We start from the raw sequence: 21862 nt of genomic DNA, 5'->3' as shown, positions 1-21862 counted from the left end.
CTATTCTTAATTCAATTTTTTTGATAAATCGTCAAATTCCATTAAAGTCTCAAGCAATCTTTGTAAATCATCAATTTTAACCATATTGGGTCCATCAGAAGGGGCATGATCTGGATCTTGATGTGTTTCTAAAAAAATACCGGCAACTCCAACAGAAACAGCCGCACGCGCTAAAACTTTAACAAATTGACGCTGTCCACCAGATGAAGCCCCTTGCCCTCCAGGTTCTTGAACAGAGTGTGTTGCATCAAAAATAACTGGAGCTCCAAATGAACGCAAAACAGGCAACGAACGCATATCCGAAATAAGTCGATTATAGCCAAATGATGTGCCGCGCTCACAAAGCATAACATTTGGATTACCGCTGTAAACAACCTTTTTTAAAACATTCTCCATATCCCACGGCGCTAAAAACTGCCCTTTTTTAATATTAATAACACACCCTGTTTTAGCAGCTGCAATCAAAAGATCTGTTTGACGACATAAAAAAGCAGGTATTTGTAAAATATCAACCGTAGAAGAAACAATGCTACATTGCTCTTCGGTATGCACATCAGTCAATATGGGACAATCAAACTCTTTTTTTAAATCAGAAAAAATAGCCATTGCTTTTTCAAGACCAATGCCCCGTGCTGCACTCAAAGAGGTTCGATTGGCTTTATCATAACTTGATTTATAAACAAACCCGATACCAAGCTGATCGGCAATTGTTTTAATGCGACCAGCCATTTCAAAAGCATGATCACGACTTTCCATCTGACACGGCCCCGCAATTAATGAAAGGGGCATTTCATTTGAAAAAATAACATTTCCAACTTTTACACGAGCATTTGGTTTTGTCATTTTATCCCTCAAAAGCAAAGTAACCAAATTTATACCTTAAACCAATCGACTTTGTTCTACAGCAGCTGCAATAAAAGAAGAAAAAAGCGGATGGGGTTCGAAAGGACGTGACTTTAGTTCTGGATGATATTGAACACCAATGAACCATGGATGATCTGCATATTCTATCGTTTCCGGCAAAATACCATCAGGAGACATGCCAGAAAAAATCAAACCACACTGCTCTAACTTATCTTTATAATCAATATTGACCTCATAACGATGGCGATGTCGTTCAACAATCTTTGTCATCCCATAAATTTGAGCAATATGACTTTCTTCTTTTAATTCAGCAGCAAAAGCACCAAGGCGCATGGATCCACCCAGATCACCATTTCTTGTTCGTTTTTCAAGAACATTGCCTTTGACCCATTCTGTCATTAAACCTACAATTGGATTTTCTGTTTCGCAAAACTCACTTGATGATGCATTCTCAATCTGTGCAATATTGCGTGCAGCTTCTATACAAGCCAATTGCATGCCAAAACAAATCCCTAAAAATGGAACTTTACGCTCTCGTGCAAATTGAATTGCTCGAATCTTCCCTTCTGCCCCTCGAGCTCCAAAAGCCCCAGGAACCAAAATTCCATGCGCTTTTTGTAAAGTTGAAACGGAATCTTCTTTTTCAAGAAGTTGCGAATCAATCCACTCAATATTAACTTTCACTTTATTCGCTAAACCACCATGCGCAATCGCTTCAATAAGAGATTTATAAGCATCCTTTAAACCCGTATATTTTCCTACAACAGCAATCGTAACTTCTCCTTCAGGGTGGTGAATGCGATGCGTAATATCTTCCCACCGATCCATCTGAGGAGGAGGGGACGAATCGATCCCAAAAGCGCAAAGAACTTCAGAGTCTAAACCCTCTTTATGATAGGCCATGGGAACATCATAAATTGTTGGCATATCTAATGCCTGAATAACCGCTTTGGCGCGAACATTGCAAAAAAGTGATAATTTGCACCGCTCTGTTTCTGGAATAGACCGATCTGCACGCACAAGCAAAATATCAGGAGAAATACCAATTGATTGCAATTCTTTGACAGAATGTTGTGTTGGTTTCGTTTTTAATTCACCTGCCGAGGGAATATAAGGCATTAATGTAAGATGGACATAAACGACATTTTGTCGGGAGAGTTCATTACCAAGCTGACGAATCGCTTCTAGAAAAGGCATGGCTTCAATATCACCAACTGTTCCACCTATTTCACACAAAACAAAATCAAATTCTTCATTTCCCGTCATAATAAATCGCTTAATTTCATCTGTAACATGCGGAATAACTTGAACTGTTGCCCCTAAATAATCACCTCGCCGCTCTCGTTCAATGATATTGCGATAAATACGCCCTGTTGTAATATTATCTTGGCTATTTGCAGAACGCCCCGTAAAGCGCTCATAATGACCAAGATCAAGATCCGTTTCTGCACCATCATCGGTCACAAATACTTCACCGTGTTGATAAGGCGACATCGTCCCTGGATCAACATTTAAATAGGGATCAAGTTTGCGAAGGCGTACACGATAGCCACGAGCCTGTAATAACGCTGCTAACGCCGCTGCTGCGATGCCTTTTCCAAGGGAAGAAACCACACCACCAGTAATAAAAACATAACGTGCCATGGGCTTATGGTGATAAGCAATTTATAATAATTTTTCCAGCAAAAAATGCAAAAAGAAACAATTTTTCTTCTAAAATAAAATCTAAAATAAAAAAGGTGAAAAAATCACCTTTTTTAAAATCTATATTTTCTTTAAAAAACTATTTTTTATTGTTATCCGGAACTGTCTTTTCAAGAACTGGTGGAACTGGGCTTTCCGCTTCGGGATTTTTAGGCGACTTTTGTTCCTGCGGAGAATCCGAAGTACCTCCTAACTGTTCAAGAATAGAAGGGGAAGACTTATCATCTGATGATGGGACTGATTCTGAACCTTTATTGGTAGAATTCTGCTCTGAATTAACCGGTATACGCTTTAAAATATCAGAACTCGAATTTGATATACTTCCCACAACAGTAAGTCCAATGGACACAACAAAAAAGCAACAGGCTAAAATAGCGGTTAAACGTGTTAAAGGATTTCGAGATCCACGGGTTTTCATCAGCCCTGAGCTATTACTCACACCGAGCCCACCGCCTTCTGAAGGTTGGATTAAGATCACCCCAACCAAAGTAATTACAATCAATAAGTGAATAACAATAAGTACTGTTTGCATAAACCCTGCTCTTCAAATAACTCTTTCATAAGCTCTTTACACATAAATAACACACAATCCAAGGGGGAACTCAAATTTCTCTGCTATAATTTACGACAAACATCGCAAATCGTTAAAAAATCAATCGCTTTTAAGCTGGCTCCACCAATCAAAGCCCCATTAACATGAGGAATACTTAAAAGCTCAAAGGCATTGGATGGCTGTACGGATCCACCATAAAGCAAACGTATCTTATTTCCTTCATCACCAAAGCGAGAATACATCTTATTACGAATGAAGTGATGCACTTTTGCAATATCTTCTGAAGTTGCCGTATTGCCAGTACCTATCGCCCAAACAGGTTCATAAGCGATAATGGTATTGTCTGCTGTTGCATCATCTGGTAAAGATCCTTCAAGCTGCCGCACAAGGACATTTAGGACTTCATTATTGTTGCGCTCCTCCAATGTTTCCCCAATACACACAAGCGCCACAAGTTCTGCGCGCCATGCTGCTTGCACTTTGGCACAGACAATTGCATCATTTTCCTGATACACTGTACGACGCTCTGAATGCCCAAGAATAACGTGACTTGCTCCGGCTTCTTTAAGCATAAAAGCTGAAATATCTCCCGTATAGGGACCATGATCATTAAAGTGACAATTTTGTCCTCCTAAAAGGAGATTTGCGCTATCCAGCGTATCAAGCACATCAGAAGCGCGCGATAAAAGCGTTGCTGGAAGACAAATGAGCGCTTCAAATAGATGACTGAGATCAGAGCTAACGCCTATAGCAATAGCACGTAACTCTCCAAGCGATTCTCTCGTTCCATTCATTTTCCAATTTCCAGCAAGAAAAGGCCGAATATTTGGAGACATATTTTTACCTCAAGAGCTCTTATAACACTTTGTTTATCTGTAGTATCAAATTATAAAACGAAAGCAAGTCTTTAAAAGCTTGCATCTTTCGTCTCTTTATTGCAAATTCGATTACTGCTTTGGTAATAATTTATGTTAAAATGGGATTGAACAATGCTTGACGTCATAAGAAGTGCTACAAATTCTTGGATTTTCAGAGTTTTCCTTTCTATTTTACTCTTATGCTTCATTCTTTTATGGGGAATACCACGGTTACACACAAAAAGCGAAAGAGATCTTATTACTTCTGGAAAGTCCATCGTAACGATCGATGATTATCGTCTTGCACTTGCCGATCAAAGCGCACGTTTAGCGCAGGCGGCTCATCTTGGACGAATGTTTACACCAAATGAAATGCAGCAATACCAAATTCCTGCTTTTGTGTTTAATCAATTGCAACAAAATGTACTGCTTGATGAACAAGTCCGTAAAATGAAAATAAGTCTTTCAAAAGATACGATCGCCCATACGATTGGTTCTGATAAGATGTTTCAGATAAATGGTACATTTGATAAAAATTTATTTTATAACTATCTTCAGCATTTACGTATCAGTGAAAGTGCTTTTCTTAATTATTATACCAAACAAGAAAAGCGTAACCAACTTATTGCAGCTTTACTCTCTGACATGAAAGCACCCGATCTCTTTTATAAAGCACTTGCTCTTTATCAAGGAGAAATGCGGAATGCTGATTATCTCATTATTGATCTAAAAGGAAAGCAAACAATTGCTGATCCTGATCACGAAACACTACAAAAATGGTTTGAAACACATCAGAGTGAATTTCGCACTCCGGAATACCGTACTGTCTCTTTGCTATCTATGGAACTTAATGATTTCGTAAAACCTAAAGATATCTCAACAGATGAGGCAAAAGCCTATTATACCCAAAATGCTTCACATTTTGTAACGCCTGAAAAGCGTACATTCGAAGAACTGCGATTCCCCACACGCGAAGAAGCCGATAAGGCAGCAAAAAAAATAACCGATGGATTGAGTTTTGATGAACTGGTAAAAACTGAAAAAAAGACTCTTAATGATATACAAAAAGGGCCTCTTGCAGAAAATGAACTTCCCAATCATCTTGCATCTGAAGTTTTTGAACTCAAACAAGGGCAAGTCAGTTCTGTAATAAATGACTTACAGGGACCTGTTCTCCTTCGCGTCACACATATTGAACCTGCAAGCTCACTTCCTTTTGAAAATGTAGAAGAAAATATTCGTCAAACACTTGCTAAAAATCGTGCTGCTGATGAGATCCGTAACAATTATGTATCCATTGAAAATGCTCGTTTTGAAGGCGCTTCTTTTAAAGAGCTTGCGGACCAGTACACATTAACTCTGCGCACAATTACCCTTGATAAAACGGGCAAAACGCTTGAAGGTACCATCCTCACGGATTTGCCTCAAAAAGATACTTTACTAAATGCCATCTATCAATCAAATGAAGGCGTCGATCTTGATCCTCTCTCTTTTCAAAATGGTGGATATCTCTGGTATAAGGTCGATAAAATTATTCCTGCCCGCGATAAAACACTAGAAGAAGCTAAGATAGATGTCCTTTCTCAATGGAAAAATGAAGAGATCCAACGCCTTCTTGATGAAAAAGCTCAAAATGCTCTCAAACAGCTTATGGAAGGAAAAAGTTTTGTTGCCCTTGCTCAAACACTTGGTCTTACAAAACAAACAACGCCCCTCCTCCGGCGTCAAGATCCCTCTGAAATCCTTGGTGTTGAAGGAATTAAAACATTATTTTCTGGTCCCCAAGGTCATTATGGCATCATCAAAGGTCCGGTTGCAACAAACCGTATCGTTTATCAAATAAAGTCTGTAACGATGCCTAAAGACATCACGCCTCATACTCTTCCACCTAAGGTTCGTGCCAATATAGATATGATGATAAGAGAAAATCTCAAGCTAGAAATGCTGCAAATTGCCAATCAAGAACATCCTTTGGAAATTAATAGCAAAAATTATAATCAGATCTTTAATACTCTCCAATAAAAAGGGTTAAGAACAGCATTACAATTAAAGCCCTCGCAAGTCAGTGCATTTATAGACTTGCGAGAAAATAGGTGATGGATATGGGGAGCCGTTTTTTTTCAACGCGGTAAGCAATATTATCTATTTAAAAGCTTTAAGGGCTATCGCTAATTCAGCTGTAAATGTCATGCTTCTTCCTTAAATGATTTTTATTGACACGCCCAATTTATGATATGAAAAAAACTCTTTTAAAATTCATGCGAAACATGATCTAAAATAAAGAAGTCTTCTTTTCCTTAAGGCTCTCATTCAATATGAGAAAAAAAACGAACTCTCGTGATAAATCAAGATTTTTATATAGCATAACAGTCATCAATTATGGCTTCATCATTTTAACTTATCAAAAATGAGCGTTTTTTACAGGCTTAATAGGAAGTTAAGATCACTTTTCTCATAATAAAATAAAAATGATCTTTCATTTGCACATAAGACGCGACCAATACCTTCAGAGTACTCAATATTAAAATTCTTGATCAAATAAATCAATATATTGAGCTGTATCTCGTATTTTGCCTTTTTGGCTTCTCACCTATTCAATACACTGAATAAAACAGTTTATTGATGAGGAGATACGGCGTATTTTAAAGATCATAAAGCTTCTTATTCTTTTGCGTTCATAGAAAGAACTATATCAACGTTTTTTATAACAAGGAAATGGTTTGGTATTACAGCACCTCTTTTTATCTTCAACATGAAAAAAATCAGCTTAACTCTAACGTCGTCATATTCTTTTACAATATCTTTGGAAAATTACCGCTTATTGCTGCTCTTGTTATCAACCAATAGCGATGTATCAATGGCAAAGTTGCACTTTCTTGAAAAATAGCAGCTCCCAGCTGTAGAGCCTTTTGAAGAGAAGCCGGTATAATGACCAGTGGAAGAAAAGCTGGTTTAAGAGCTCTAGGTATAGCACGAGAAGACATGTAGAATTTGCTATAATGATCACGTGATAATGCAACCATAGCTTCAACAATACAGTCCTTTTGTTGATCACTGAGACGATGAGAATCTAAATCCTTTCTATTCACCCCTATAGCCTTCAGCATATCAGTAGGTAAATAATAGTGATAGTGGGATTGCATGAAGGATAGAAGACGCAGTACACCGCTTAATCCTTGAGCCATCCCTCCTTGTTCATAGATATCTGTAAAATCTTGTGCAGTATCAGGATCTAATATCTGACAAGAAAGCTGTAAAATTATGCTTGCTGTCTCACGACAATAATGCTCAAGATCATGAAGCGTTTCTAGTGGGGTGTGATAAAGATCTAAAATTTGTGCATCACAATAACGTAAAAAAGCCGTCTTAGGTAAATTAAAAAGAGTCATTGCTGTCAATAAATCACTTAAAATCGGATTACTTCTACTCATTTGCATTTCACCATGCGCTATAGAATCATACCACCAGCGCAATCGTATTTCTCCGATGAGTGGATCATGAACACTTTCACGAATACGAGAAATCTCAGCATTAAATGCGTAGAGAGCAGCCAATGCTTTGCGCTTTTTTTTAGGTGCAAATAAAACCGATATATAGCGATCACGATCTATGGTACGTAAAATATCAAGACAATAAGGAAGAGAACCTATCATTCTATGAACCTATTAACGTCCCTTTTTTAGCCATTCAATTAATATTCTCTTTTTATTCATATTAAAAATTATTTATATTAAAAAATGAGAGATAAGGAAATACAGCTCAGAGAATAAGATTTTTTCAATGTATCTCTTCATGTATGATGAATGAAGGTTTCTTTTCTAGTCACTTTTCTTTTCTGAAAGAAAATTTTTTAAAATTAAAAATTAAATCAATCATTTTTTTGATAAAATTTATCTTATAAGTTGAAACTTTCATTTGTTATAAAAACAGTTAAAAATGAACCATAACATGCGTAATGAAACTTATGAAAACAAACAACGCAAAACACTTTTTAACTGAATAGATGACAATATACTTTTATAGAAAATGCACTGATTATAAAAACTTCATCAAATGATGACCTCTTCTCTTTTTTAAGAAACAAAGATTTCTCTCCACACCAGTCTGGCAAAAATCCAATTGTTTTTGATAGGTTCCTATTGCTCATAATGAATTAGTTGATAATGATAATTTATCGTTTTGTCTGTTGAATTAGAAATCCTAAGACCATATGATTTTCTCATTTCAAACCTATTCCCTTTCACGTGACATACAGAACGGTTGTGTAGATGTTTTAAAAAAATCCCTCTTATAAATCGCCTCAAATGCCAGAGGCTTATCACTTATGTGATATACTAGTCCCTATAAGCTAGGCCTGCTCTGAATACTTGCTCTTGTATATTAAGTTATGTATATTTTTTGTTCCTTATATTGCCATCTTAAACGACGACGGTATTTTACGGTATAGAAAAATAATCACCTTTGTCTTCTATGCTAGACAAGAGCATTTATTTTATTAAACAATACTTCATTTTACCGCAAATAATAACGCCGCAACAGCGCGATCTTCAGCCAATAAAACATTAAATGTACGCACCGCCGCTCCCGTACTCATTGTATCTGATGAAATACGCTTTTCCCATAAAAGGCCTCGTAACTCTTCAGGTAATCGTAATAATTCAGCTCCAGTCCCTATTAATAAAACTTCAATCTCATTTGCTTCTTCTAAAACACGAGATAGATCCCCTTGAGTGGGAAGAGGTCCTGCCATATCAATGCCATAAATTCCTGACGGAACACAAATAATAGAACCTCTATGTGACATATCAGCAAAACGAAATCCACCATTTCCATAAGCATCAATAGGTGCACGACTTGGAAAATGTGCTTCACGAATTTGAATGGCATCGGACATAAATAAGCACCTTTTATTTTTGAAAATCCACTTGTCTTTTACTTCTCACCATAAAAGTTAACGGCAATACAAATAGTGATATGTTAACCATAGCCCTTTAGAATATTGAGGTAGAGATTTTACTATAAAATTTTGATCGGATCATACAACAAATATATGGAAAGTTAGCAATAAACTGCGATTATATGCTACACTCATCTACCTTTTAAAAATTTTTTTGATTAGTTAACACAAAGATAAGAGACTTCTCTTTATGGAAATAAGGGCATTGTTTAAAAAAACAGGAAAATTTGCCGTAATATCCCATAAATAAAGCAACCATTTTAATCACCTACAGAAAACAAAGACACCATTTCTTGCCGTGACTATAAAAATCATTCCTTTTAATGAAATTGTCTTTATATTTCGATATTTTTTATAAAAATGCTTTCAAAAATGGTATAAATTGCACTTACACTTTAAGATGCATTTTTCTTATTTTCTTTTGATACAGTTTTTTCCTCTTTAGAGATACTCACATTTTCTCTCACAGTCTTTTTAGACTTAGACTTTTGTGATGTTTTTGTTTTGGCATTCAGTTTTGATTTTTTTTCTGCAACCGGCGCACCTTTAACACGGACATCCGCTAATGTTGAACGAACAACACGAATATTCATATTCTCACCAATTTCAACCTCTAGTTCACCACTCTCGTCGTGAACCTTCGTAACCTTGCCGATAATACCACCACCTGTTATAACTGTATCACCACGACGTACTGCATTAAGCATCTCTTGCCGTTTTTTCATTTGGGCGCGCTGTGGACGAATGATAAAAAAATACATAATTGCAAAAATTAAAATGAATGGGACAGCGTTAACAAATGAAATTCCACTGGAAACATCGCCTGCAACTTGAGCATAAGCGTTCGTAATAAACATTTTTATCTCCTATAGTTAAACTTCAGATAATTCCCACTCTCTTAAAATAAAACTCCGCTTCAGAAAAAATTCCTAAAGAATTTATCATAAAAAGTGAAGACACGATCATGTAATCTCAGCTTTATAAAAATGCAATAAATCCTGAAGAGACAGAATACAATAAGAAAAATCTTTAAAAAACAGATTTATTTTTTTCTCTTATAATCCTACACTAGAAGCCTGTTCTCTCACTCAATAAATGAGATAAAACAATTTTTCTAATGGAAAAACATTAATTTAAAGAGATAATTCATTATTTTTTAATGTCGAATGATAGAGCTCAATACCACAAAACACTCTCATTTCAAACCCTTTGAATTCATCAAAACAATTTTCTTGCCCATCACACCTGTGAAATGAACATAAAGATAAAAATTCGTTATGATAAGAAGTTAAATATCTGTTCTCAAGCTCTTCAAATGCAAGCATATTGCGAATGCTGGGTGCTGACAAATCGTGTGATGCTCTTTGTCCTATACCTTCATAAACACAAAGATGATAATCTCTAATGCCCCAAACAAACTGCTTTTCTATACTAATGACTTTTTGCTACCACATGACGTTAGACATGGGCCAATACCTTTCGATGATCGAACATCATGGTAAAGTCCATGAAACACATCAATACTTCATCAAATGAGATCGGTTTTTAAAAAAGAAGTAACATCACAGATTGATTATTTGACTCCACAAGCATTGCTTAGTGTCTTGAATCTTCTACAAAGGCAAATAGAGCAGAAAAATCATGTTATTGCAGAACTAGCACCGAAAGCAGAAGCTTTAGAAGATTTAAAACATTCTGATGAGTGCTATTGATTTAAGAAAATAAATTGTTTTCATGAAATTTCTATAAATTATAAGATTATTCAAATTTAATGTCATCAATCCATTAGTTTTCTAAATATTTAAGAGGATCAACCGGTAACGAATTTTTACGCATCTCAAAATAAACACGTGGCGTTTTAACATTTCCTGAAACACCCGACTTCGCAATCTCATCACCGCGTCTTATCCTTTGGCCTTTGTTAACAACAAGCTGACTATTACACCCATAAATAGTGATAATATTATTTTCATGTCGAATCATAACAACATTACCCAGCTCTTTTAATCCATCTCCCGCGTAAATAACGACACCATTTTCCGCCGCCTTTACCGATGATCCTTCAGGTACAGCAATGTCTATTCCTCGATTCATTATGGTTCCTTTTTTTTGACCAAATTGGCTTAATAAACGCCCTCTTACTGGCCAACGCATTTTGGAAATTCCCGTGGCTTGCGGCGTCTTAATATTATCTGTACGCGTAACGGTACTTGATAAATCAGATTCATGATTCAATTGCTGCATCTGTTTAGAAGAATTTTTTTCAGAATTTGATCTGTTCACCTGTGTAGAAGGTGGCGTTGTTACAGGAGCTTTATATATAGGTGAAGCCTTCTTATGCTTTGTAGAAGATGTCATTTGAGATTGGAATGAAGATTCTACTTTTGACGTTGCCCAATCGTTATAACTTGGCGCTTTTGAAGTTGCTAATACACGTCTGCTTGGAAGCACAAGAACCTGACCAATATAAATGGAATTGCTGTTTATGCCATTTACTGATTTTAATGCCTCAACACTAACCCCTACTTGTCGTGCAATACTGAGTAGTGTATCTCCACTCTGGACAATATAAGAGTTCTGCCGAAAAATAGGAGAGCTATCCATTTGTGAACGGGAAAGTTTTCCAAGATTACGTGGAGGAGCTCCCATAACGCGATCATCAGAAGGAGCTTCTCTACCTTGCTGTGGAGAATTATCATCGATCCACGAATCATCACTTGGTTCTACAGGGGGCAATTCAGTGCTCTGTATCATTTCCCCACCGTACGATAGCATTCCCGGATCTGTAGACATAGAGTTCGCTATATTTGATTGATGTAATCCCCTATGATGAGAGACAATATTGGAAAAACGTTGTGAACCAGAACTACAACCAGCAACAATAGTTACCACCGCTAAAAAAGTTACTCTCTGAAAATTATTCCGGAAAATATTATCCAAAGCTTTTAAACACATCGTTTTGCTCACTCATCAATACTCAATTTACTCCATTAAAGCTTTTTTAAATTACCGAAGGGTTAAAATGTGATGCTTTATTCATAAATATCTTTAATTAAGATCAAAATGAATTTAACTGAAAATAAAAAAGCGAAATAATTTGCGCTATTTCTTAAACTTTAAAAATTAAAGTCTCTCCGCAATACCTTTAATAAAAGGTTGATAACGTACTTGAAACAGTTCTAAACACTCAAATCGACTGCCAATTTTTGTATAGCGCGTCACCGTTTGTACCCCTTCATCAGGTCCTATCGCCTGAATGAGAATTCCGTTTTCAGCTAAAAGTTCTAAAAATTCCTTGGGTTCATCAGAACGTGATGGCCAAATAAGAATGCGATCAAATGATCCCAAACCTATCACACTATGACTTCCATCACTCTGCCGTATAATAATATTTTCAATACCCAAACTTTGAAATTTTTGGCGTGCCAAATCAACAAGCGTTTTATAACGATCAACCGTCGTCACACGGTCACTCAAACATGCCATAAGAGCAGTACAAAAGCCAGAGCCTGTACCAATTTCTAAGACACGATGCTTTTTTTTCAATGATAGTGCCGAAAGAATTAAGAGTTGTTCTTCCAAACGTTCCATATATTCCCCACACTCAAGGGGAATAACTTTATTATCATAAGCACTATTAAACCACGGAGCAGAAACAAATTGTTGACGTGGAATTTTCTCTAATGCCGAAAAAAAGCGCACGTCATCAATGCCTTTGCTACGCATTTTCAGTACAAGAGCAGCCAACTCCTCACGAAATTGCAAAATACCCTTTTGCTCCATAGTATCATTCACTCTCTAATGGAGATGCACCTTTATTGTCCCTACAAACCGCTTTCTTTTAAAATGGCAAAACCTCTTGCGTTTGCATAGCATTCCCTCTTTGCAATAAACGCATATTGCTTCTCCTTTCCCCAAATTAAGCAGTAATACAACGCATGCCTCCCATATAGGGTTGTAAAACATCTGGAACAATAATTGACCCATCAGCCTGTTGATAATTTTCAAGCACAGCAATAAGACAACGGCCAACAGCCGTACCAGAACCATTAAGGCTATGAACAAAATGCAATTTTTTATCGCCTTCTTTACGATAGCGAGCGTTCATACGACGACCTTGAAAGTCCCCACAAACCGAACAACTAGAAATTTCACGATAACATTCTTGGCCAGGAAGCCAAACCTCAATGTCATAAGTTTTCCGTGCTGCAAACCCCATATCCCCCGTAGAAAGAACTACTGTGCGAAAAGGCAAACCGAGTCGTTTTAAGATATCTTCTGCACATTCCGTCATCCGTTCCAATTCAATGAGAGACTGCTCTTCACTGGTAATCGAAACCATTTCTACTTTCCAAAACTGGTGCTGACGCAACATACCGCGTGTATCACGCCCAGCCGCTCCCGCTTCTGAACGAAAACAAGGAGATAAAGAAGAAAATCGCAGTGGCAAATCTGATATTTCAAGAATTTCATCGTTGACCAAATTGGTTAAAGGTACTTCTGCTGTAGAAATAAGCCACCGACCATCTGTTGTTTGAAAGAGATCTTCAGCAAACTTCGGCAATTGGGCTGCTCCGTAAACAATCTCATCACGAACAAGAAGAGGCACAGAAACTTCTGTATAACCATGATCATTAACATGCACATCAAGCATAAATTGTCCCAATGCTCGTTCTAGCCGCGCTAACGCCCCTGAAAGCACTGTAAAACGTGTTCCAGATAAACGACTAGCTCGCTCAAAATTCATCTGCTTGAGATCTTGACCAAGATCAAAATGCTCCTTTGGTGTAAAATTAAAGGTTGGAGGTGTCCCAAAATGTCGAATGACGACATTATCACTTTCATCTTTACCTTCTGGAACATCATCCAATGGAATATTGGGAAGTGCTGAAAGAATTTTTTCAAGACTTTCCGTCAGCTGTTTTTCTTCCGCTGTGGCAGAAGAAAGAAAGACTTTAAGCTCTTCAACTTCAGCCCTAAGGCGTTCAGCCATTTGCTCGTCAGAGATAGCTAAAGCTTGTCCTATTTCCTTTGAAACCGCATTGCGACGCTCCTGCGCCAATTGCACCTTAGCAACATGTGACCGGCGTGCAAGATCAAGTTGTATTAACCTTTCGGCTTGTGGCTCAAGGCCTCTTCTTACAAGTGCTTTATCTAATTCTTCAGGATTTTCACGAATCCACTTAATATCAAGCATTAAAATTCCTCATTTATATCGTTTTTATTATATTGTTTTTATTCATTTCTCATCGCATAAGATTATACACTTTTCTTAAGCGGATTTTCTTCTCTTTTCTATACCGTAAGCCATTAAAATTGAGATCTCATAAAGCGCTATCGTTGGTAAAGCTACTGCAAACATCGTAAAAAAATCCGACGGCGTTATCATTGCCGCAATGATAAAAGAGAGCAGAATAGCCCATTTTCGTTTAGACACCAAATCATGAGACGTTAAAAGTCCAACTTTTGTTAAAAGACTAATGACCAGAGGCAATTGAAAGATCAAACCAAAAATGAGGATAAACGACGTCATAAAGCCCAAATAATCAGAAATACGCACTATAAACTCTATCTTTAATTGAGCATCTGGAAGAAATTGTTGAGAAAGGCTAAACCATAGTATTATGGGTGCCAATAGAGCATAAACAAACGCTCCTCCAATACAAAATAAAATAGGGCTACCAATGAGAAAGGGCAAAAAAGCCCTGCGCTCATTTTTATAAAGCCCTGGAGCAATGAAACTATAGAACTGAAAAGCCGTATAGGGAAAAGATAAAACGATTCCTCCAAAAGCAGCAAGTTTCATCTTTGTTAAAAAAGTTTCCCATACCTGCGTTGATTGCAAACGAATATTCTCAGGATACCCTCCTGCTATTTTCATTGCCCATTGATACGGCCATAGCAAAAAATTCAAGATATAATCTTTAACAAGAAAACACATCGTAAAAGCGATCATAAATACAACCAAAACCGAAATAATTCGCTGACGAAGTTCAATTAAATGTTCTAAAAGTGGTGCCATATTGGCATTAACTTCATCTTTTTTATCTTTAGAAGCAATAGAAATACTTTCGGAATGATGAGAAGCTCGAGAGACTGTCCTATCTTTCTTGATTGCCTTTTGATCACATGCCAAAAGTTCTTTATCTTTTTCTGATTTATGGTAAGTGACCTTAACATCCAAATTATCGTGAATACCCTCTAATGTATTTTGAATGGAATCAAAAGTTTCTGCTAACTTCTCCCTTGAATCGTTCATATCCGAACATGTTTTTTGCAAATCATCGCGCTCAATTTGTTTTATTACATCATCAAACTGATGACGAAGTTCATTTGCTGTTGAATGTATATAAGCTCTTACCTGCGCGATTGTCTTGAGTATTTTAGGTAAATCTTTCGGACCAACGACAATGATGAGAACAAGTAAGATCACGACAAGCTCTGGTCCATCAATCCCAAACATCGCTTATACTCGACTTCCTCATAAAAAAATAACGCACAATGATGATGACGTTTTTGTTATTTAATACGTTTGTTATTTGACACGTTGTTTCTTAACAGCAGACACCTTGCCCCCTTTAGAGTAAGAGGAAGCCTTTCTGCGTGTTGCTACATGTTTTACCGATAACGGCTGAGATGGTTGAGATTCTCCATCAATTATTTGGGAAGAAGCAGCCATTTCAACGTTATCCTCAATGCCTCCCTCTTCTTCCTTCATATTCTTTTTAAAGGCTTTAATTCCCTTAGCAACATCGCCCATTAATTCAGAAATTTTACCGCGCCCGAAAAGCACAAAAACAAGCAATAAAATTATAATTAAATGTGTTGGTGAAAAAATATTACCCATTACTCTTCTACTCTATGCCTTTTATCTCACTTATTCATGCTTCCTCTGAAGAATGTATCAAATATTGTATCCTATTTATATATTTTTTTCTCAACTTAAAAGCAATCACACGCTTTTTAATAAAAGAAGAATGATCGTCATCAATTAATCAGTCAAATTTTTAAAAGATGCAACCTCATATTTTTCTAAAATATTAAGTGTAATACCGTAGTAGACTCACTCAAATGTGTATGAAACAGCATTTGTACGCGTGATCATATCTGAGAATATGTTTTATTAATGCGTCAAATACATTAATTTATAAGAATCACTCATTTGCACATTACAAGCAAGGTTAGCGTAGAGAGATCAAAACTCTTTAATACTCTTCTAGACCAGCTTAAGTGTCGATAACCTAGAAAATAAGTCGCAATATAAAGGATATAACGATGCTCGCTTTCATCTTTATTCAGTAAAGAGCTTCCATTGAAATGTTTGCCTTCTTCTTATCCAACTTTCATATAAAAGATTTAAAATCTTAATGAAATGAGTACTCCCGTGACATTCATATTTTATGTGTATCATTTTTGATGAGGGTCTTATTTGATTGATACAAGAAAATTTTTATGGATATCAATTCTATTATTCTATGCTAATAACCTGATACAGTTATCCATATGATAGAGTTTTTCCCATGAATTATCGGCATATTTACCATGCTGGCAATTTTGCTGATGTTTTTAAACACATTATTGTCATGCGTATTGTAGAGTATCTCAAACGCAAAGAAAAAGCTTTTCGCGTTATAGACACGCATGCTGGTATTGGTATTTATGACCTCTCTTCTTTAGAAGCCTGTAAAACAGGAGAATGGCGCGAAGGTGTGCAACGAATTTTTTCAACGCCGATCCCAGAAGATTTAAGAGCACTCCTTTATCCATGGTGTGATATCATTGATGCCCTCAATAAAGGAGAAGAAGAAATTGTATTTTATCCTGGATCTCCTGTTCTTATTCGTCAATTATTACGGAAACAAGATCGCCTCACCGCAATAGAATTGCACAATGAAGATTATCATAGTTTAGCAAAAAACTTTGCTGGCGATTATCAAACAAAAGTTCTGCATTTGGATGGTTGGCTTTCCTTAAATGCTCATTTACCACCAAAAGAAAAACGCGGGTTTATCCTTGTTGACCCTCCCTTTGAAAAAACTGGAGAATTTTCCCGCCTTATTGGGGGATTAATGAAAGCCTATCGCCGTTTTTCTGGAGGGATCTATGCTTTATGGTACCCTGTTAAACATGACAAAGAAATTGAAAGTTTTCTTGATGCGCTTTATAAAACAGGAATTCCTAAAATTTTACAGCTTGAAATGCGTATCCGAAAAAATTCAAGTCCACCGATAATGAATGGGAGTGGAATGATTATTATCAACCCTCCCTATCTTTTGGAAAACGAAATTAAAAAGCTCAGTCCCTTTCTTATAAACCGTCTTGGACAAGATGAAAATGCTCAAATAACGTACAAATGGCTTCAAAAAGAACATCTAAATTAGACTTTGCTCTTACGTTTTCCCTAAAAAATACCCTTTTGTAAGATACAAAGGTGTAAGCCTCTATTATTTTTTAGATAATATCACCATATAAAGTAATAATGATAAGCTTATAATGATTACGTGAATTATAGAACAATAAAGCTATTGAGCACCACCATTCTTACGCCTCATAAAAGGGATGTTTAGTTCTTTGTTGTATAGTTTCGCTCCACGCGGCTCTCCCCCGCTTGTAACGTGCAAAAGATATCGGTTTGAAGTGAAAAAATCTTACGCTCTTCAGGAATTTATTTTAATGTCAACAATGATGAATTTTCTTTATAAATCAATATATTATTGTAATTATTTTTTCTTTTAGAAAGTCTATCCTCTTATCATCATGGATTTCTTACTCCAATCATTTTTAATGAATCAATTGAGCGTATTCATAAAACTGTCTTAAATAAACAACTCCCATATTTTTTATGAAAGAAAAGCACTCTAAAATCACACTCTTATGCTATAATATGTTATTGATGGACAAAAATTATTAAAGACATAGATAATCGTTATTTAATAAAAAAGAATATTTCATACGTTAAACAAAAAGCATTTCTTGATAAACGAAATGATCCTAAAAAATAATACAAATTATCCGCAAAATGAAAGAGAAAAGCTTTCTTTTCTCTCTAACCTTACATGGAACAATGCCGATCAAAGCAATGAGAAAAATCAATTCCAAGGTGTTAAATTCATACAAGAATTTGTTAAACACCTTCCCCATAAGCCAGGAGTTTACAGAATGATTGGTGAAAATGGTGATATTCTCTACGTTGGCAAAGCTCGTAATCTTAAAAAACGTGTTTCAAACTATGCACGTGAAAAAGGACACAATAATCGTATTACCCGTATGATTCGTGCAACATATCATATGGAATTTATCGTTACCCATACAGAAACAGAAGCACTCCTTTTAGAAGCAAATCTCATCAAAAGATTACATCCACATTTTAATGTATTACTCCGTGATGATAAAAGCTTCCCTTATATCATGATTACAAATGATCATCGAGCCCCTGCACTTTACAAACATCGTGGTGCTCGAACACAAAAAGCTCATTATTTTGGGCCTTTTGCTTCTGCTGGTGCGGTGACACAAACACTTCATGTTTTACAACGCGCTTTTTTATTACGAACCTGTACCGATGCGATTTTTGAAAACCGTACGCGCCCCTGTTTGCTTTATCAAATTAAGCGATGTTCTGCACCTTGTACTTATGAAATTAGTGATAATGATTATAAAGAACTGGTGAGAGACGCAAAAGCGTTTCTTTCGGGAAAAGATCAATCTGTTAAAAATGATATGGTTCAAGCTATGCATAAAGCCGCAGAAAATCTTGATTTTGAACAAGCCGCTTCCTATCGTGACCGCTTATCAGCCCTTTCTCACATACAAAGTCATCAAGGTATTAATCCTCAAACGATAAAAGAAGCGGATGTCTTTGCAATTGCTCAAAAGGAAGGAATGACTTGTATTCAAGTGTTCTTTTTTCGCATGGGGCAAAATTGGGGAAACCGTGCCTATTTTCCTAAAGCAGACCCCTCTTTTTCCCGTACTGAAATTTTAGCAAGTTTTCTTGCCCAATTTTACGATGACAAACCCCTTCCAAAAAGCATCCTTTTATCCGAAGAAATTGAAGAAAAAACACTTCTTACAGAAGCATTGAGCCTCAAAGCAAATCACAAAGTGTCTCTCTCTTTACCCAAGCAAGGTGAACGAAAAACACTTGTTAATCATGCCTATCTCAATGCTCATGAAGCGCTAGAACATAAGCTTGCTGAAACAGCTACCCATACAAAATTACTTCAGGGGCTTGCTGAAACATTCCAACTGCCTTTTCCTCCACGCCGTATAGAAGTCTATGACAATTCTCACATTATGGGAACAAATTCTGTAGGGGCTATGATTGTTGCTGGTCAAATGGGATTTGTTAAAAATCAATATCGTAAATTCAATATTCGCTCAACAGATATCACGCCTGGCGATGATTTTGGCATGATGAAAGAAGTCATTAAACGAAGATTTTCACGCCTTATCAAAGAGCATAATCTGCCCAATAAAAGTCATGATATAAAAGATCAAGAGAATGATCTTTTTCCCGTTTGGCCTGATTTTATCTTAATCGATGGTGGTGAAGGACAAATCAACAGTGTGCATACAATACTTGCTGAATTACAATTGAATAACCTGATCACCGTTGTTGGAATTGCCAAAGGTGTTGACCGTCATGCAGGACGTGAACGTTTTTTTATAAAAGGTGTCCCTCCTTTTACACTTCCCCCCCGTGATCCTATCCTCTATTTTTTGCAACGTCTGCGTGATGAAGCACACCGTTTTGCCATTGGAACGCATAGAATAAAACGAAAAAAAACAACATTTAAAAATCCACTTGATGAAATCGAAAATATCGGTCCATCAAGAAAACGTGCATTGCTTCATCATTTTGGAAGTGCCAAGGCTGTTGCTGATGCCTCACTTGAAGACTTGAAAAAAGTTACGGGAATCTCTCTTGCAATCGCACAAAAAATTCATAACCATTTTAATGAAAAATAGGCTTGTTTCATCACTTTAGCCTTGTTACTTTCGGGGAATATGTTCTCTTTCACAAAAATTTAAAATGGCTCTATGAAAAATCATACTTTTTCTTTTCCAAATATTTTGACTTATGCACGAATTGTTGCAGTTCCAATGGTTGTTGCATGCTTTTTTGTAGAAGGACGCCTACAATCAAGTGATATCGCACGCTGGATTGCCGTTTCCATTTTTGTCATTGCATCTATTACTGACTTTCTTGATGGTTATCTTGCCCGTATTTGGGAACAAACATCCAATATTGGTCGCATGTTAGATCCAATTGCCGATAAACTTCTTGTCTCTGCTTGTTTACTCTTGCTTGCCGCAGACAGTACCATCGCTGGATGGACATTGTGGGCAGCCATTATCATTCTTTGCCGAGAAATTCTTGTATCGGGATTACGTGAATATTTGGCTGAATTAAAAGTGAGCGTTCCGGTCTCTCGTCTCGCAAAATGGAAAACTTTTGTACAGATGATCGCTATCGTATTTCTTTTAGCAGGACCAGCTGGTAATAAAATTTTCCCTTACACAGTAGAGTTTGGCATTACTATGCTGTGGATTGCTGCCCTCCTTACATTGTGGACAGGATGGGATTATTTTCGTGCCGGTTTAAAACATGTCATCTCATGAAATTGTCTCTTGATTTATAATGATAATCTATCTTTATGCACCTTAAACAAGAAGAGATACCCGTAAATCTACTTATTTTAAATCTATTGATGATCAATCAATTAAAATATTTCTGTTGTCCATCACAAACAAAGTTGGTGTCCAGATAAAAAACATTCAAGAAAAGAATTAATAGGCTTTATCTCCCCGCAAAAACAGTTGCAATATTAAAAGCGAAAAAAACGATGAATCCCCATATCTGTCAAAGAGATCTATAATCTCGTAAGCAAAAACCCAAAACATGGTGTTCTGGGCTTTTGCTTCTGATTTACGCTTTTATTAACCAACAATTTCTATCTCAGAAAACCAAAAAGCAATTTCTGTTTTTGCCGTTTCAGCACTATCAGATCCATGGACAGAATTTTCACCAATCGACAAAGCGTGAACCTTACGAATTGTCCCTTCTTCTGCATCATTAGGATTTGTAGCCCCCATCACTTCACGGTTTTTAGCTATTGCATTTTCTCCTTCCAAAACCTGTACAATTGTTGGACCAGAAGACATAAATTCAACCAATTCGCTAAAAAAAGGGCGTTCTTTATGAACAGCATAAAAATTTTCAGCCTCACGCTTGCTCATCCACACACGTTTAGAGGCAATAACACGCAAGCCCGCATCCTCAAGCATTTTGGTAATTGCACCTGTCAAATTACGACGCGTTGCATCTGGTTTAATCATCGAAAAAGTACGCTCTAAAGCCATTTACTCACCTTTATTTCATTGATAATATTCTCTAACTGTTTCTATAGCGAGCAGGCAGCCCTTTGCCAAGTGACTTTGCAAAAATCTATGCAAATTCTCAAAAACGTGGGATGGAGTGTAAAAAAAGACTTCAATAAAATAGATACACCTATTAATTGCCCCCATCATAAGATGCACACCGAGCTCTCAGTAAATGTTGAACTTCTTATTGTATTCCTAAATACTTCCCATCAAAATTATCATTTAAGCAATAACAATTATAAGAAAAAACAACACGTAAAAATAAATACCTTTTATGAAAACCTTCTTCTTAAAAAAGAAGACAGACTAGACACTTCAGATCTAGGTTTTAAAATTCCCTCACCTTACTGAGATCAATTAAAAAACTCCCTATAATTAGAAACTATAGCGTATCCCTAAAATGCCTTGAAGAGATTGTTTTGTTTTACGCCCTTTAACATAATGAGCCTCACCATATAGCTTCAACTTCTCACTCATAAAACTGCTCAAACCTATCCCTAATTTACCCGCGTTGCCTGATAAATCGCTCGTAAATGCATG

At 36.5% G+C, this 21862-nt stretch carries 18 protein-coding genes and 1 pseudogene; 5 read left to right on the top strand and 14 right to left on the bottom strand.

From position 1 onward, the window contains the following. Nucleotides 1-6: 6 nt before the first annotated feature. From kdsA to tpiA, 4 genes are all read right to left on the bottom strand, one after another. Complete coding sequence (kdsA, locus tag PVV70_RS08085; RefSeq protein ID WP_273758752.1) at nucleotides 7-843, bottom strand: 3-deoxy-8-phosphooctulonate synthase; 837 nt, start codon at nucleotides 841-843, stop codon at nucleotides 7-9. Between the two features lie 36 nt (nucleotides 844-879). Then, entirely contained in the window at nucleotides 880-2508 is a 1629-nt protein-coding gene (locus PVV70_RS08080; RefSeq protein ID WP_273758750.1) for a CTP synthase, read from the bottom strand. Between the two features lie 139 nt (nucleotides 2509-2647). Then, on the bottom strand, nucleotides 2648-3100 hold the full coding sequence (gene secG, locus PVV70_RS08075; protein WP_273758749.1) for a preprotein translocase subunit SecG: 453 nt from the start codon (nucleotides 3098-3100) through the stop codon (nucleotides 2648-2650). An 83-nt stretch (nucleotides 3101-3183) separates the two neighbouring features. Beyond that, nucleotides 3184-3957, bottom strand: a complete 774-nt coding sequence (gene tpiA, locus PVV70_RS08070) for a triose-phosphate isomerase (RefSeq protein ID WP_273758748.1) — start codon at nucleotides 3955-3957, stop codon at nucleotides 3184-3186. A 153-nt stretch (nucleotides 3958-4110) separates the two neighbouring features. Here tpiA and PVV70_RS08065 point away from each other — a divergent pair, with 153 nt between their 5' ends. Next, nucleotides 4111-6000 carry a peptidyl-prolyl cis-trans isomerase gene (locus tag PVV70_RS08065; RefSeq protein WP_273758747.1) on the top strand — a complete coding sequence of 630 codons (1890 nt, stop codon included), beginning with the start codon at nucleotides 4111-4113 and terminating at the stop codon, nucleotides 5998-6000. A 770-nt stretch (nucleotides 6001-6770) separates the two neighbouring features. Here PVV70_RS08065 and PVV70_RS08060 read toward each other — a convergent pair. The 3 genes from PVV70_RS08060 to yajC form a co-directional block, all read right to left on the bottom strand. Then, nucleotides 6771-7631, bottom strand: coding sequence for a phytoene/squalene synthase family protein (locus PVV70_RS08060; protein ID WP_273758746.1), 861 nt, complete (start codon nucleotides 7629-7631; stop codon nucleotides 6771-6773). Between the two features lie 854 nt (nucleotides 7632-8485). Beyond that, entirely contained in the window at nucleotides 8486-8872 is a 387-nt protein-coding gene (locus PVV70_RS08055) for an Mth938-like domain-containing protein (RefSeq protein WP_273758745.1), read from the bottom strand. Between the two features lie 458 nt (nucleotides 8873-9330). Further along, nucleotides 9331-9792 carry a preprotein translocase subunit YajC gene (yajC, locus tag PVV70_RS08050; RefSeq protein ID WP_273758744.1) on the bottom strand — a complete coding sequence of 154 codons (462 nt, stop codon included), beginning with the start codon at nucleotides 9790-9792 and terminating at the stop codon, nucleotides 9331-9333. A gap of 589 nt (nucleotides 9793-10381) precedes the next feature. Between yajC and PVV70_RS08045 the strand changes: the two are divergent. Then, a pseudogene (locus PVV70_RS08045) lies at nucleotides 10382-10635 on the top strand (phage antirepressor Ant); the annotation flags it as partial. An 85-nt stretch (nucleotides 10636-10720) separates the two neighbouring features. On the opposite strand, the gene PVV70_RS08040 reads toward PVV70_RS08045, so the two are convergent. The 5 genes from PVV70_RS08040 to tatA all read right to left on the bottom strand — a co-directional run bounded on the left by PVV70_RS08040 (nucleotide 10721) and on the right by tatA (nucleotide 15782). Then, the gene (locus tag PVV70_RS08040; RefSeq protein ID WP_273758785.1) at nucleotides 10721-11890 is read right to left on the bottom strand and encodes a M23 family metallopeptidase; all 1170 of its coding nucleotides are present in this window, start codon (nucleotides 11888-11890) and stop codon (nucleotides 10721-10723) included. Nucleotides 11891-12058: 168 nt separating this feature from the next. Next, on the bottom strand, nucleotides 12059-12718 hold the full coding sequence (locus PVV70_RS08035; RefSeq protein ID WP_273758784.1) for a protein-L-isoaspartate(D-aspartate) O-methyltransferase: 660 nt from the start codon (nucleotides 12716-12718) through the stop codon (nucleotides 12059-12061). A 136-nt stretch (nucleotides 12719-12854) separates the two neighbouring features. Continuing rightward, a complete protein-coding gene (gene serS, locus PVV70_RS08030; protein WP_273758743.1) occupies nucleotides 12855-14132 on the bottom strand; it encodes a serine--tRNA ligase in 1278 nt (425 codons plus the stop codon). A gap of 75 nt (nucleotides 14133-14207) precedes the next feature. After that, nucleotides 14208-14957 carry a twin-arginine translocase subunit TatC gene (gene tatC, locus PVV70_RS08025; RefSeq protein ID WP_273758783.1) on the bottom strand — a complete coding sequence of 250 codons (750 nt, stop codon included), beginning with the start codon at nucleotides 14955-14957 and terminating at the stop codon, nucleotides 14208-14210. 513 nt (nucleotides 14958-15470) lie between these two features. Next, on the bottom strand, nucleotides 15471-15782 hold the full coding sequence (gene tatA, locus PVV70_RS08020) for a twin-arginine translocase TatA/TatE family subunit (RefSeq protein WP_273758742.1): 312 nt from the start codon (nucleotides 15780-15782) through the stop codon (nucleotides 15471-15473). A 673-nt stretch (nucleotides 15783-16455) separates the two neighbouring features. Between tatA and PVV70_RS08015 the strand changes: the two genes are divergently transcribed. From PVV70_RS08015 to pgsA, 3 genes are all read left to right on the top strand, one after another. After that, on the top strand, nucleotides 16456-17316 hold the full coding sequence (locus PVV70_RS08015; protein ID WP_273758741.1) for a 23S rRNA (adenine(2030)-N(6))-methyltransferase RlmJ: 861 nt from the start codon (nucleotides 16456-16458) through the stop codon (nucleotides 17314-17316). Nucleotides 17317-17920: 604 nt separating this feature from the next. Then, nucleotides 17921-19906 (top strand): excinuclease ABC subunit UvrC, encoded by a 1986-nt coding sequence (gene uvrC / locus PVV70_RS08010; protein WP_273758739.1) that lies wholly within the window; start codon nucleotides 17921-17923, stop codon nucleotides 19904-19906. Nucleotides 19907-19978: 72 nt separating this feature from the next. Beyond that, nucleotides 19979-20560: a CDP-diacylglycerol--glycerol-3-phosphate 3-phosphatidyltransferase gene (gene pgsA / locus PVV70_RS08005; protein ID WP_273758738.1), complete on the top strand. Its 582-nt coding sequence runs from the start codon at nucleotides 19979-19981 to the stop codon at nucleotides 20558-20560. A 318-nt stretch (nucleotides 20561-20878) separates the two neighbouring features. Here pgsA and ndk read toward each other — a convergent pair whose 3' ends face one another. Then, nucleotides 20879-21301: a nucleoside-diphosphate kinase gene (gene ndk, locus PVV70_RS08000; RefSeq protein ID WP_273758737.1), complete on the bottom strand. Its 423-nt coding sequence runs from the start codon at nucleotides 21299-21301 to the stop codon at nucleotides 20879-20881. A gap of 396 nt (nucleotides 21302-21697) precedes the next feature. Beyond that, nucleotides 21698-21862: autotransporter outer membrane beta-barrel domain-containing protein (locus PVV70_RS07995; RefSeq protein ID WP_273758782.1), on the bottom strand; the 165-nt coding region annotated here is incomplete at its 5' end.

The organism is Bartonella sp. AU55XJBT, from assembly GCF_028618525.1.
This window is presented reverse-complemented; position numbering and strand designations above follow the sequence as displayed.